Origin of the sequence: Streptomyces griseoviridis, from assembly GCF_005222485.1 — a bacterium.
In the GTDB taxonomy this organism is placed as follows: Bacteria; Actinomycetota; Actinomycetes; order Streptomycetales; family Streptomycetaceae; genus Streptomyces; species Streptomyces hintoniae.
This window is the reverse complement of sequence record NZ_CP029078.1, coordinates 2,299,681-2,312,214: the sequence shown is the minus strand read 5'-3', so window position 1 is coordinate 2,312,214 and position 12,534 is coordinate 2,299,681. Positions and strand designations below refer to the sequence as shown.

Annotated in this window: 10 protein-coding genes; 3 read left to right on the top strand and 7 right to left on the bottom strand. The window is 70.9% G+C overall.

From position 1 onward, the window contains the following. The first annotated feature begins 66 nt into the window (after positions 1–66). A complete protein-coding gene (pgi, locus tag DDJ31_RS09330; RefSeq protein ID WP_127180742.1) occupies positions 67–1,719 on the top strand; it encodes a glucose-6-phosphate isomerase in 1,653 nt (550 codons plus the stop codon). Between the two features lie 276 nt (positions 1,720–1,995). Here pgi and pgl read toward each other — a convergent pair whose 3' ends face one another. The 5 genes from pgl to tkt are packed head-to-tail and all read right to left on the bottom strand — an operon-like array spanning position 1,996 to position 8,741. After that, positions 1,996–2,778, bottom strand: coding sequence for a 6-phosphogluconolactonase (gene pgl / locus DDJ31_RS09325; RefSeq protein ID WP_127180743.1), 783 nt, complete (start codon positions 2,776–2,778; stop codon positions 1,996–1,998). Further along, on the bottom strand, positions 2,775–3,977 hold the full coding sequence (opcA, locus tag DDJ31_RS09320; RefSeq protein ID WP_127180744.1) for a glucose-6-phosphate dehydrogenase assembly protein OpcA: 1,203 nt from the start codon (positions 3,975–3,977) through the stop codon (positions 2,775–2,777). The genes pgl and opcA overlap by 4 nt, the downstream gene beginning before the upstream one ends. Further along, positions 3,974–5,497 (bottom strand): glucose-6-phosphate dehydrogenase, encoded by a 1,524-nt coding sequence (gene zwf / locus DDJ31_RS09315; RefSeq protein WP_127180745.1) that lies wholly within the window; start codon positions 5,495–5,497, stop codon positions 3,974–3,976. The genes opcA and zwf overlap by 4 nt, the downstream gene beginning before the upstream one ends. A 4-nt stretch (positions 5,498–5,501) precedes the next feature. Further along, complete coding sequence (gene tal, locus DDJ31_RS09310; RefSeq protein ID WP_127180746.1) at positions 5,502–6,620, bottom strand: transaldolase; 1,119 nt, start codon at positions 6,618–6,620, stop codon at positions 5,502–5,504. A gap of 33 nt (positions 6,621–6,653) precedes the next feature. After that, positions 6,654–8,741: a transketolase gene (tkt, locus tag DDJ31_RS09305; protein WP_127180747.1), complete on the bottom strand. Its 2,088-nt coding sequence runs from the start codon at positions 8,739–8,741 to the stop codon at positions 6,654–6,656. A 347-nt stretch (positions 8,742–9,088) separates the two neighbouring features. On the opposite strand from tkt, the gene DDJ31_RS09300 reads away from it, so the two are divergent. Together DDJ31_RS09300 and DDJ31_RS09295 are read left to right on the top strand one after the other, a co-directional pair. Further along, on the top strand, positions 9,089–10,042 hold the full coding sequence (locus tag DDJ31_RS09300; protein ID WP_164785010.1) for a heme o synthase: 954 nt from the start codon (positions 9,089–9,091) through the stop codon (positions 10,040–10,042). Positions 10,043–10,158: 116 nt separating this feature from the next. Then, on the top strand, positions 10,159–10,503 hold the full coding sequence (locus tag DDJ31_RS09295; RefSeq protein ID WP_127180749.1) for a hypothetical protein: 345 nt from the start codon (positions 10,159–10,161) through the stop codon (positions 10,501–10,503). Between the two features lie 174 nt (positions 10,504–10,677). Here DDJ31_RS09295 and DDJ31_RS09290 read toward each other — a convergent pair whose 3' ends face one another. Both DDJ31_RS09290 and DDJ31_RS09285 read right to left on the bottom strand, forming a co-directional pair. Then, on the bottom strand, positions 10,678–11,694 hold the full coding sequence (locus DDJ31_RS09290; RefSeq protein ID WP_127180750.1) for a COX15/CtaA family protein: 1,017 nt from the start codon (positions 11,692–11,694) through the stop codon (positions 10,678–10,680). 81 nt (positions 11,695–11,775) lie between these two features. Next, positions 11,776–12,492, bottom strand: coding sequence for an ABC transporter permease (locus tag DDJ31_RS09285; RefSeq protein ID WP_240678447.1), 717 nt, complete (start codon positions 12,490–12,492; stop codon positions 11,776–11,778). Between the last annotated feature and the right edge of the window lie 42 nt (positions 12,493–12,534).

Genomic DNA, 12,534 nt, shown 5'->3' with positions numbered 1-12,534 from the left:
TCAATTAGGTTGGGAGCGGCAGCGGGACAGGCCCCGGGACAGGTACGAAAGAAGGCTGAAGTCCGAATGAACGCAGACGGCCGCACCAGGCTCGACCAGACGCCCGAGTGGACCGCGCTGAACGCGCACCGCGACGACCTCGACGGCACCTCGCTGCGGGAGCTGTTCGCGGCCGACCCGGGCCGCGGCAGCGGCTACACCCTCACGGTCGGCGACCTGTACGTCGACTACTCCAAGCACCTGGTCACCGACACGACCCTGGCCCTGCTCCAGGAACTCGCCACCGCCACCGGGGTGTTCGAGCTGCGGGACGCGATGTTCCGTGGGGAGCGGATCAACACGACCGAGGACCGGGCGGTCCTGCACACCGCGTTGCGGGCCCCGCGGGACGCGGTGGTCGAGGTGGACGGGGAGAACGTGGTCCCGGCCGTGCACGCGGTCCTCGACAGGATGGCCGCGTTCGCCGACCGGGTGCGTTCCGGCGCCTGGACGGGCCACACCGGGCGGCGGATCAGGAACGTCGTGAACATCGGCATCGGCGGTTCCGACCTGGGCCCCGCGATGGCGTACGAGGCGCTGCGGGCCTACACGGCGCGGGAGTTGACGTTCCGGTTCGTGTCGAACGTGGACGGGGCGGACCTGCACGAGGCGACGCGGGATCTGGACCCGGCGGAGACGCTGTTCGTCGTCGCGTCCAAGACGTTCACCACGATCGAGACGATCACCAACGCGACCTCGGCCCGCTCCTGGCTCCTGGACGGGCTCGGCGGGGACGAGAAGGCCGTCGCCCGGCACTTCGTGGCGCTGTCGACGAACGAGGAGAAGGTCACCGGTTTCGGGATCGACCCGGAGAACATGTTCGCGTTCTGGGACTGGGTCGGGGGCCGGTACTCCTTCGACTCCGCCATCGGTCTCTCGCTGATGATCGCGGTGGGCCCGGACCGGTTCCGGGAGCTGCTCGACGGTTTCCACCTGGTGGACGAGCACTTCAGGACCGCGCCCGCCGAGTCCAACGTGCCGCTGCTGCTGGGGCTGCTGGGGATCTGGTACGGCAACTTCCACGACGCGCAGTCGCACGCGGTGCTGCCCTACAGCCACTACCTGTCGAGGTTCACCGCCTACCTCCAGCAGCTCGACATGGAGTCCAACGGGAAGTCGGTGCAGCGTGACGGGCGTCCGGTGCAGTGGCAGACCGGGCCCGTGGTGTGGGGCACGCCCGGCACCAACGGGCAGCACGCCTACTACCAGCTGATCCATCAGGGCACCAAGCTGATCCCGGCGGACTTCATCGGCTTCGCCGAGCCGGTGGCCGGGCTGAGCGGTGAACTGAAGGCGCAGCACGACCTGTTGATGGCGAACTTCTTCGCCCAGACCCAGGCCCTCGCCTTCGGCAAGACCCCCGACGAGGTCCGCGCCGAAGGCGTCCCCGAAGACCTGGTCCCGCACAAGACGTTCAAGGGCGGCCACCCCACCACCACCGTCCTCGCCCGCGAACTCACCCCCTCCGTACTGGGCCAGCTGATCGCCCTCTACGAGCACAAGGTGTTCGTCCAGGGCGCCGTCTGGCACATCGACTCCTTCGACCAGTGGGGCGTGGAGCTGGGCAAGGTCCTCGCCAAGCGCGTCGAACCCGCGCTGACCGAGGGCGCCGAGGTGCCGGGCCTGGACACGTCGAGCACGGCGCTGGTCGCCAAGTACCGGGAGCTGCGCGGCCGTTAGGCAACGGCAGGACGGGCGGCGGGCGAAAGCGGGGCGGCCTCCGCCCCGCGGCCGTTCCGACGCCCGAGGTGACGGGGCGGCGGTGGGGGACTCCGGCGTGGCGGTGCGGCGCACGACTCCGGACGCGACGGTGCGGCTGGGCGGCGCACGACCCCCGACGCGACGGTGCGGCTGTGCGGCGCACAGCCCCCGACGCGACGGTGCGGCGGAGGCCGGGAAGCCTCCGCCGCACCGTCGTTGCGGTCGTCACCGTTCTCGAGGTCCTGCCGTCCCGCCCTACGGCGACGCCGGCGGGTACAGGGCGCGGGGCAGCCGGGAGGCCGCCGCCGCGTCCAGCAGCCACAGGGTGCGCTGCCTGCCCTGCGCGCCCGCCGCCGGGGCCTGGATCTCGCCCGCGCCCGACAGGGCGATCTGCGCCGCCTCCGCCTTGTCCTCGCCGGCCGCGAGCAGCCACACCTCGCGGGCCGCCCGGATCGCCGGCAGGGTGAGGCTCACCCGGGTCGGTGGCGGCTTGGGCGCGCCGTGCACGCCGACCACCGTCCGCTCCGTCTCCCGGACCGCGGGCAGCTCGGGAAAGAGCGACGCCACGTGGGTGTCCGGGCCGACGCCGAGCATCAGCACGTCGAAGGTCGGTACCGGGCCGTGGTTCTCGGGACCCGCGGCCAGGGCGAGTTCCTCGGCGTACGCGGCGGCGGCCGCGTCCACGTCCGAGCCGTGGGGTCCGTCCGAGGCGGGCATGGCGTGCACCCGCTTCGGATCGAGCGGCACCGCGTCCAGCAGGGCCTCGCGGGCCTGCGTGACGTTGCGCTCCGGGTCGCCCTCGGGCAGGAAGCGCTCGTCGCCCCACCACAGGTCGAGGCGGGTCCAGTCGACGGCGTCCCGGGCGGGGGCCGTCGCCAGCGCGGCCAGCAGGCCGTTGCCGTTGCGCCCGCCGGTGAGGACCACGGACGCGGAGCCCCGGGAGGCCTGCGCGTCCACGATCTTCGTGATGAGGCGGGCCGCGGCGGCCTGCGCCATCAGCTCCTTGTCGCGGTGCACGACCAGCTGCGGCGTGTTCACTTCGCCGTCGCCTTCTTCGCCGCGACCTTCTTGGCGGGAGCCTTCTTCGCCGAACCCGAACCCGAACCCGAGCCGCTACTGGAACCCGAACCCGAACCCGAACCCGAGCCGGAGGCAGAGCCGCCGGAACCCGAACCCGAGCCCGAAGCCGACGTCGAGGCCCGCTCGGACTCCGCGTCCTCGGCGTCCGCGTCCGCCTTCTTGGCCTCGGCCTTCTCCGCCTCCGCCTTGGCCTCCGCTTCCGCCTGGGCCTCGGCCTCCGCCTTCTCGGCCTCCGCGCTCAGCCGGTCCACGCCGAAGCGCAGCGCCGACGCGTAGGTGTCGTCCGGGTCGAGCCGGCGCAGTTCCTCCGCGATCAGCTCGGACGTCTCGCGCCGCTTCAGCGCGACCGCCCGGTCCGGCTGGCCCTCGATGGAGAGCGTCGCCAGCGAGCCGTCGGCGCGGTCCAGGACGATCGGGCCGCAGTCGGTGTGCATCCGGACGGCCGTCAGACCGGGGCCGGACGACAGCGACCGCTTCACCGGCACGTCGAGCCGGTCCGCGAGCCACATCGCCAGCAGCTCACAGCTCGGGTTGAACTCCTCGCCCTCCACCTCGACCCCGGCCACCTCACAGGTGACCTGGTCGAGAGCGGCGGCCAGCATCGAGCGCCAGGGCGTGATGCGGGTCCAGGAGAGGTCGGTGTCGCCCGGGGTGTAGGTGTCGGCGCGGGCGGTGAGGTCCCTGACCGGCTGCTCGGACGCGTAGGTGTCCGTCACCCGGCGCTGGGCCAGCGCGCCCAGCGGATCCTTCGCGGGGTCCAGCGGGGCCTCCACCGGCCACCAGACCACCACGGGGGCGTCAGGCAGCAGCAGCGGCAGCACCACCGACTGCGCGTGGTTGACGACTTCGCCGTACAGGCGCAGCACCACCGTCTCGCCGGTGCCGGCCTCGGCGCCCAGCTGGACCTCGGCGTCCAGGCGGGACGTCGTGCGGTCGCGGGAGGTGCGCGAGACGCGCCGGATGACGACGAGGGTGCGCGAGGGGTGCTCGCGGGAGGCGTCGTTCGCCGCCTTGAGGGCGTCGTACGCGTTCTCCTCGTCGGTGACGATGACCAGGGTGAGCACCATGCCGACGGCGGGTGTGCCGATGGCACGGCGGCCCTGCACCAGCGCCTTGTTGATCTTGCTGGCCGTGGTGTCCGTGAGGTCTATCTTCATGGCCGGCGCCAGCTCCGTCCGTCTCGCTCCAGCATCTCGTCCGCCTCGGTCGGTCCCCAGGTCCCGGACGCGTACTGGGCGGGCTTGCCGTGCTTGTCCCAGTACTGCTCGATCGGGTCGAGGATCTTCCAGGACAGCTCGACCTCCTCCGTGCGCGGGAAGAGGTTCGAGTCGCCGAGCAGCACATCGAGGATGAGCCGCTCGTACGCCTCCGGGCTGGATTCGGTGAAGGACTCGCCGTACGCGAAGTCCATCGACACGTCCCGGATCTCCATCGAGGTGCCGGGCACCTTCGAGCCGAACCGGACCGTGACGCCTTCGTCGGGCTGGACGCGGATGACGATCGCGTTCTTGCCCAGTTCCTCCGTCGCCGTGTGGTCGAAGGGGGAGTGCGGGGCCCGCTGGAAGACCACCGCGATCTCGGTGACCCGCCGCCCGAGCCGCTTGCCGGTGCGCAAATAGAAGGGGATGCCCGCCCAGCGGCGGTTGTCCACCTCCAGCTTCACGGCCGCGTAGGTGTCGGTCTTCGACTTGGGGTCGATGCCCTCCTCCTGGAGGTAGCCGACCGCCTTCTCGCCGCCCTGCCAGCCCGCCGCGTACTGTCCGCGCACGGTGTCGCGGCCGAGGTCCTTCGGCAGCCGCACCGCGCCGAGGACCTTGGTCTTCTCGGCGGCCAGCGCGTCCGCGTCGAAGGCCGCGGGCTCCTCCATGGCGGTGAGCGCCATCAGCTGGAGCAGGTGGTTCTGGATGACGTCACGGGCCGCGCCGATGCCGTCGTAGTACCCGGCCCGGCCGCCGATGCCGATGTCCTCGGCCATCGTGATCTGCACGTGGTCCACGAAGGACCGGTTCCAGATCGGCTCGAACATGGTGTTGGCGAAGCGGAGCGCCAGGATGTTCTGGACGGTCTCCTTGCCGAGGTAGTGGTCGATGCGGAAGACCTGGTCGGGCGCGAAGACCTCGTGGACGACCTTGTTCAGCTCCTCGGCCGACTTCAGGTTGTGGCCGAACGGCTTCTCGATCACCGCGCGCCGCCAGGAGCCGTTGCTCTGGTCGGCGAGACCGTGCTTCTTCAGCTGCTGGATGACCACGGGGAAGGAGCGTGGCGGGACCGACAGGTAGAAGGCGAAGTTGCCGCCCGTGCCCTGTGCCTTGTCCAGCTCGTCGATGGTGTCGCGCAGCCGCTCGAACGCGTCGTCGTCGTCGAAGGTGCCCTGGACGAAGCGCATCCCCTGGATGAGCTGCTGCCAGACCTCCTCACGGAACGGCGTGCGGGCGTGCTCCTTGACCGCGTCGTGGACCTCCTGGGCGAAGTCCTCGTTCTGCCATTCGCGGCGCGCGAAACCCACCAGGGAGAACCCCGGCGGCAGCAGCCCCCGGTTGGCGAGGTCGTACACGGCGGGCATCAGCTTTTTACGTGACAAATCGCCCGTGACGCCAAAGATGACCAGGCCCGACGGCCCCGCGATACGCGGGAGCCGTCGGTCTGCGGGGTCACGCAGCGGGTTGCTGCTCGACAACGTTTCAGCCCTCCGACGGGGCGAGGCGCTTGAGTTCCGCCTCGGTGGACTTGAGCAGGTCGTTCCAGGACGCCTCGAACTTCTCGACGCCCTCGTCCTCCAGGAGCTGCACCACGTCGTCGTACGAGATCCCGAGCTTCTCGACGGCGTCGAGGTCGGCGCGGGCCTGCGCGTACGTACCGACGATGGCGTTGCCGGTGATCTCGCCGCTCTCCTCGGTCGCCTGGAGAGTGGCTTCCGGCATGGTGTTCACCGTGTTCGGCGCCACCAGGTCGTCGACGTAGAGGGTCGGCTTGTAGGCCGGGTCCTTCACGCCCGTCGACGCCCACAGCGGACGCTGCTTGTTGGCGCCGGCGGCACCCAGCGGCGTCCAGCGGTCCGAGGAGAAGACCTCCTCGTACGCCTGGTAGGCGAGCCGGGCGTTGGCGACGGCGGCCTTGCCGCGCGCGGCGCGGGCCTCGTCGGTGCCCAGCGCGTCGATCCGCTTGTCGATCTCGGTGTCCACGCGGGAGACGAAGAACGACGCCACCGAGTGGATCAGCGACAGGTCGAGGCCGCGCTCCTTGGCCTTCTCCAGGCCGGCCAGGAAGGCGTCCATGACCTCGCGGTACCGCTCGAGCGAGAAGATCAGCGTGACGTTGACGCTGATGCCCAGGCCGATGACCTCGGTGATCGCCGGCAGACCCGCCTTGGTGGCCGGGATCTTGATGAGCGTGTTGGGCCGGTCGACCAGCCAGGCGAGCTGCTTGGCCTCGGCGACCGTCGCCTTGGTGTGGTGGGCCAGCCGAGGGTCGACCTCGATGGAGACCCGGCCGTCCTGGCCGCCGGTGGAGTCGAAGACCGGGCGCAGGATGTCGGCGGCGTCGCGGACGTCCGCCGTGGTGATCATGCGGATGGCCTCTTCCACGGTGACCCTGCGGGCCGCGAGGTCGGAGAGCTGCTGGTCGTAGCCGTCGCCCTCGCTGATCGCCTTCTGGAAGATCGACGGGTTGGTGGTGACGCCCACGACGTGCTGCTGGTCGATCAGCTCGGCGAGGTTGCCGGACGTGATCCGCTTGCGCGACAGGTCGTCCAGCCAGATCGCGACGCCCTCCTCGGAGAGGCGCTTGAGTGCGTCTGTCATGGAATTACATCTCCTACTGGTCGTGTATGGGCGTCAGCGCTGCGCGGCTTCGATGGATTCCCGCGCCTTCGCGGCCACGTTCTCGGCGGTGAAGCCGAACTCGCGGAAAAGGACCTTGCCGTCCGCGGAAGCACCGAAGTGCTCCAGGGAGACGATGCGGCCGGCGTCTCCGACGTACTTGTGCCAGGTGAGACCGATACCGGCCTCCACCGCGACCCGTGCCTTCACGGACGGCGGCAGCACGCTCTCCCGGTACCCCTGGTCCTGCTCCTCGAACCACTCCACCGACGGCATCGACACGACCCGGGTCGGTACGCCGTCCGACTGGAGCAGCTCGCGCGCCTCGACGGCGACGTGCACCTCGGAACCGGTGGCGATCAGCACGACCTCGGGCGTACCGCCGTCGGCCTCGAACAGGACGTACCCGCCCTTGGCGGCGTCGTCGTTCGCCTCGTACGTCGGCACGCCCTGGCGGGTGAGGGCCAGGCCGTGCGGGGCGCCCTTGCCGAAGACCTTCGTGTAGCGGCGGAAGATCTCGCGCCAGGCGATCGCCGTCTCGTTGGCGTCCGCGGGGCGGACCACGTTCAGGCCGGGGATCGCGCGCAGCGACGCCAGGTGCTCGACCGGCTGGTGGGTCGGGCCGTCCTCGCCGAGGCCGATCGAGTCGTGCGTCCACACGTAGGTGACCGGCAGGTGCATGAGCGCCGACAGCCTGACCGCGTTGCGCATGTAGTCGGAGAAGACGAGGAACGTACCGCCGTAGACACGGGTGTTGCCGTGCAGCGTGATGCCGTTCATCTCGGCGGCCATCGAGTGCTCGCGGATGCCGAAGTGCACGGTGCGGCCGTAGGGGTCCGCCTCGGGCAGCGGGTTGCCCGCCGGGAGGAACGAACTGTCCTTGTCGATCGTCGTGTTGTTCGAGCCGGCCAGGTCGGCCGAGCCGCCCCACAGCTCCGGGACGATCGCGCCGAGCGCCTGGAGCACCTTGCCCGAGGCGGCCCGGGTGGCGACACCCTTGCCGGTCTCGAAGACCGGGAGCTTCTCCTCCCAGCCGGCCGGCAGCTCGCCCGCGCTGATCCGGTCGAACTCGGCGGCCCGCTCGGCGTCGGCCGCGCGCCACCGCTGGAAGGACTCCTGCCAGGCCGCCTTGGCCTCGCGGCCGCGCTCCAGCGCCTGCCGGGTGTGCTTCAGGACCTCGTCGTCGACCTGGAAGGTCTGCTCCGGGTCGAAGCCCAGGACCCGCTTGGTCGCCGCGACCTCGTCGTCGCCGAGCGCCGAGCCGTGCGCGGCCTCGGTGTTCTGCGCGTTCGGGGCGGGCCAGGCGATGATCGAGCGCATCGCGATGAAGGACGGCTTGTCCGTCACCCGCTTCGCGGCCTCGATGGCGTCGTAGAGGGCGTGCGGGTCGAGGTCGCCGTCCGGCTTCGGGGCGACGCGCTGCACGTGCCAGCCGTACGCCTCGTAGCGCTCGGCGGTGTCCTCGGAAACGGCCGTCTCGGTGTCGCCCTCGATCGAGATGTGGTTGTCGTCCCACAGCAGGATCAGGTTGCCGAGGCGCTGGTGGCCCGCGAGCGAGGACGCCTCGGCGGAGATGCCCTCCTGGAGGCAGCCGTCACCGGCGATGGCGTAGATGTAGTGGTCGAAGGGCGACTCGCCCTGCGGAGCGTCCGGGTCGAAGAGACCGCGCTCGTAGCGGGCGGCCATCGCCATGCCCACCGCGTTGGCGACACCCTGGCCGAGCGGACCCGTCGTCGTCTCGACGCCCGCGGTGTGCCCGTACTCGGGGTGGCCGGGGGTCTTCGAGCCCCAGGTGCGGAACGACTTCAGGTCGTCGAGCTCCAGGCCGAAACCGGCGAGGAACAGCTGCGTGTAGAGGGTCAGCGACGAGTGACCCGCTGACAGCACGAAACGGTCGCGCGCGACCCACTCCGGGTCGGCGGGGTCGTGCCGCATCACCTTCTGGAAGAGGGTGTAGGCGGCAGGCGCCAGGCTCATCGCCGTACCGGGATGGCCGTTACCGACCTTCTGTACGGCATCGGCGGCCAGGACGCGGGCGGTGTCGACGGCCCGCTGGTCCAACTCGGTCCACTCGAGGTCTGTGGTGGTCGGCTTGGTGCTCACCCTGGGTCAGGGCTCCTCTCCACATGTTCGAATGCCGGTGCACGGGGCGCCCACCGGCCGTTGTCGAGCCTACCCCCGTGAGAACGCGCATTTTTTCGAGTCATTCCAGACTGCCGGGACTCTCGGGGATCCGCCTCTCGGCTGGTCACGATCGGCTTCGGCAACTGAATACGGAGCTGCTCATCCGAGTGCTCAATCGAGCCTTCCCGCGCCCTGACGAAGGGCCTCTCCAACACGACCCCACCCCCGCGAAGATCGGGGTGTGGGCAACGTCTACAGTGGCGTGGTACGCGCGGGCCTTTACCGGGACTTCACGGGGTGGGGCTTGCTGGGATGTCTCTGTAGGGGTGTGCGTGACGGCCGTCGAATCCCGTCCAGCGGGTGTGCTCGGTGCGAGCCGGAGCCCGAGTCACCGGCCGTTCGGGGCCCGTGTCAAAGCGTTCGTGGCGCTGACCAAGCCGCGGATCATCGAGCTTCTGCTCATCACCACCGTTCCGGTGATGTTTCTTGCCCAACAGGGCGTTCCCGACCTGACGCTGGTGCTGCTCACCTGCTTCGGCGGCTATCTCTCCGCGGGGGGCGCCAACGCGCTCAACATGTACATCGACCGCGACATCGACGCGCTCATGGACCGCACCTCGCAGCGGCCGCTGGTCACCGGCATGGTCAGCCCGCGGGAGTGTCTCGCCTTCGGCATCACCCTCGCCGTGGTCGCGACGCTGCTGTTCGGACTGACCGTCAACTGGCTGTCCGCCTGGCTCAGTCTCGGGGCGCTCCTTTTCTACGTGGTCGTCTACACGATGATCCTCAAGCGCCGCACCTCGCAGAACATCGTGTGGGGCGGCATCGCCGGCTGCATGCCGGTGCTGATCGGCTGGTCCGCGGTGACCGACTCGGTCTCCTGGGCGCCGGTCGTCCTCTTCCTGGTGATGTTCTTCTGGACGCCGCCGCACTACTGGCCGCTCTCCATGAAGGTCAAGGAGGACTACGCCCGGGTCGGTGTCCCGATGCTGCCGGTCATCGCCTCCAACAAGGTGGTCGCCAAGCAGATCGTCATCTACAGCTGGGTGATGGTCCTCGTCTCGCTGCTGCTGACGCCGCTCGGCTACACCGGCTGGTTCTACACGACGGTCGCGCTGGCCGCGGGCGGCTGGTGGCTCTGGGAGGCGCACGCCCTCCAGCACCGGGCGAAGTCCGAGCAGAGCGGCGGCAAGCTCAAGGAGATGCGGCTGTTCCACTGGTCCATCACCTATGTGTCGCTCCTCTTCGTGGCGGTCGCGGTGGACCCCTTCCTCCGCTAGTCCCCCCGCTGGTTCCCGCTCCTGCGGGGCACTGACGTCCGACGGGCGGGGTGCGTGGCCGATGCCACGCACCCCGCCCGTCGCCGTTGCGGCTACCCGTCGGTAGCATCCTGGCCATGGCAGACACAGAGCAGGACGAGAACCGGACCGACCCCAAGGCGGAGCGGACGGCCGCCAAGCTCGCCCGCCGGATCGAGACCTTCGCCGCCGCGCACGGCGGGGCCGAGGGCCAGGTCGCCTACCTCGGCGAGCGCGGCAGCCGGATCGTGCTGGTCGGCGCCGACGGCGACTGGGGCGACCTGGTGGCCCCCAGCCAGCCGATCGCCGAGCAGGCCGTGGCCAAGGCGGGCATCACCGTCCACGAGTCCTTCGACGGCGAGTTCGCGGCCAAGGTGCGCACCGGCCCCTACGAGTGGACGCGGATGGCCGGCATCCAGGTCGGCGGTCCGCGCAACGCGTGACGACGCCCGGCCCGCGGCATCCGTGAGCGGCCCGTGGTCCCGTCGGACGGGGAGTCCGGACGGGACCACGCGCGGCGCGAAAAATGGCCTGAAGCGACCTGAGGTGAAGGGGCGCGCAAGAGCCGCGCGGGCGCACGCCCGCGCGGCGCGACGGTCGGCCGCGGGTGCCGGCGGTCAGCCGCGGGTGCCGGCGGTCATCTCGGCCGCCGGGCCCGGCAGGTCCACCGGGCCGAGGACGTCGGGCCGCTCGCGCAGCGCCAGCAGCACCCGCAGCACCCCGATCCACACCAGGCCCGAGCCGAACATGTGCAGCCCGACCAGCAGCTCGGGCAGGTCGGTGAAGTACTGCACGTACCCGATCACGCCCTGCGCGAGCAGGATCAGGAACAGGTCGCGGGTGCGGTCCGACGGCTCCTTCGGGGCGTCCACCGCCCGCAGCACGAACCACAGGGCGAACGTCAGCGTGACCACGATCCACGCCAGCACGGCGTGCAGCTTGCTGACCGTCTCCCAGTCGAGCGGCATCCGCTCGACCTCGCTCGAGTCACCCGCGTGCGGTCCCGAACCGGTCACCACCGTGCCCACCGCGATCAGCAGCACCGACGCGGCGACCAGGAACCACACCAGCTGCCGCACCGCCTTGCCGACCACCGGACGCGGGGCGCCGTCACCCTCGCGGGTGCGCTGCCACATCACCGTCGCGACGGCGATGAGCGCCGAGGAGAGCAGGAAGTGGGCCGCGACCGTGTACGGGTTGAGGCCGACCAGCACCACGATCCCGCCGAGGACCGCGTTGCCCATCACCACCCAGAACTGCGCCCAGCCCAGCCGTGTCAGGCCGGGCCTGCGGGGCTTCTCGGAGCGGGCGGCGACGATCGCCCAGCCGACCGCCGCGCACAGCACGTACGTCAGCATCCGGTTGCCGAACTCGATGACGCCGTGCACGCCCATCGCGCTGGTCGTGGTGAGCGAGTCCTCCGTGCACTTGGGCCAGGTGGGGCAGCCGAGCCCGGAGCCGGTCAGCCGCACCGCGCCGCCGGTGACCACGATGGCCACCGACATGACGAGCGCGGCCAGCGCCGCCCGCCGCACGGTCCGGGGGGTCGGGGTCCAGCGCCCGGCGATGAAGGCGAGCGGGTTGCGTACGGCGGCCACGGCGTCGGCGCGGGTCAGGTTCGGCACGCCCACCATCGTAGGACGAGGCTTGTGCACGCTTTCACGAGGGTCCCTCGCGCCGCGCGGACCGCACCGCCACGGAGTCGCCGGTACCGGCTACTCCCAGCGGAAGAAGCGGCCCGCCGCGGCCAGCCCCACGACCGCCCACACCGCGAGGATCCCCAGGTCGCCCCAGGGCACGCCGGCGCCGTGCTGGAGCACGTCCCGCAGCCCGTCGGAGAGCGCCGAGACGGGCAGCAGCCCGAGCACGTCCTGGGCGCCGGGCGGGAACCTGTCCAGCGGCACGATCACCCCGCCGCCCACCAGCAGCAGCAGGAACACCAGGTTCGCGGCGGCCAGGGTCGCCTCCGCTTTCAACGTGCCCGCCATCAGCAGACCAAGCCCGGAGAACGCGGCCGTGCCCAGCACCAGCAGGAGCAGCACGGTGAACGGGTCGCCGTGCGGGGACCAGCCGAGGGCGAACGCGATCACCGTCAGCAGGATCACCTGGAGCACCTCGGTGACCAGCACGGAGAGCGTCTTCGCGGTCATCAGGCCCCAGCGCGGCAGCGGCGAGGCGGCCAGCCGCTTCAGGACGCCGTAGCGGCGCTCGAAGCCGGTCGCGATGGCCTGCCCGGTGAACGCCGTCGACATCACGGCCAGCGCCAGGATGCCGGGGGCGAGGAAGTCGACGGCCTCGCCCGCGCCGGTGTCCACGATGTCGACCAAGCTGAACAGCACCAGCAGCAGCGTGGGGATCACCACGGTCAGCAGGAGCTGCTCGCCGTTGCGCAGCAGCATCTTCGTCTCGAGGGCGGCCTGGGCCGCGATCATGCGGGGCAGCGGGGCGGCGCCGGGCCGTGGGGTGTACGGGCC

Bases quoted from the DNA above. Each gene is read 5' to 3' on its own strand.
- pgi (WP_127180742.1), top strand. From the start codon at position 67: ATGAACGCAGACGGCCGCACCAGGCTCGACCAGACGCCCGAGTGGACC.
- opcA (WP_127180744.1), bottom strand. From the start codon at position 3,977: ATGAAGATAGACCTCACGGACACCACGGCCAGCAAGATCAACAAGGCG.
- tal (WP_127180746.1), bottom strand. From the start codon at position 6,620: ATGACAGACGCACTCAAGCGCCTCTCCGAGGAGGGCGTCGCGATCTGG.
- DDJ31_RS09295 (WP_127180749.1), top strand. From the start codon at position 10,159: ATGGCAGACACAGAGCAGGACGAGAACCGGACCGACCCCAAGGCGGAG.
- DDJ31_RS09290 (WP_127180750.1), bottom strand. From the start codon at position 11,694: ATGGTGGGCGTGCCGAACCTGACCCGCGCCGACGCCGTGGCCGCCGTA.
- DDJ31_RS09285 (WP_240678447.1), bottom strand. From the start codon at position 12,492: ATGATCGCGGCCCAGGCCGCCCTCGAGACGAAGATGCTGCTGCGCAAC.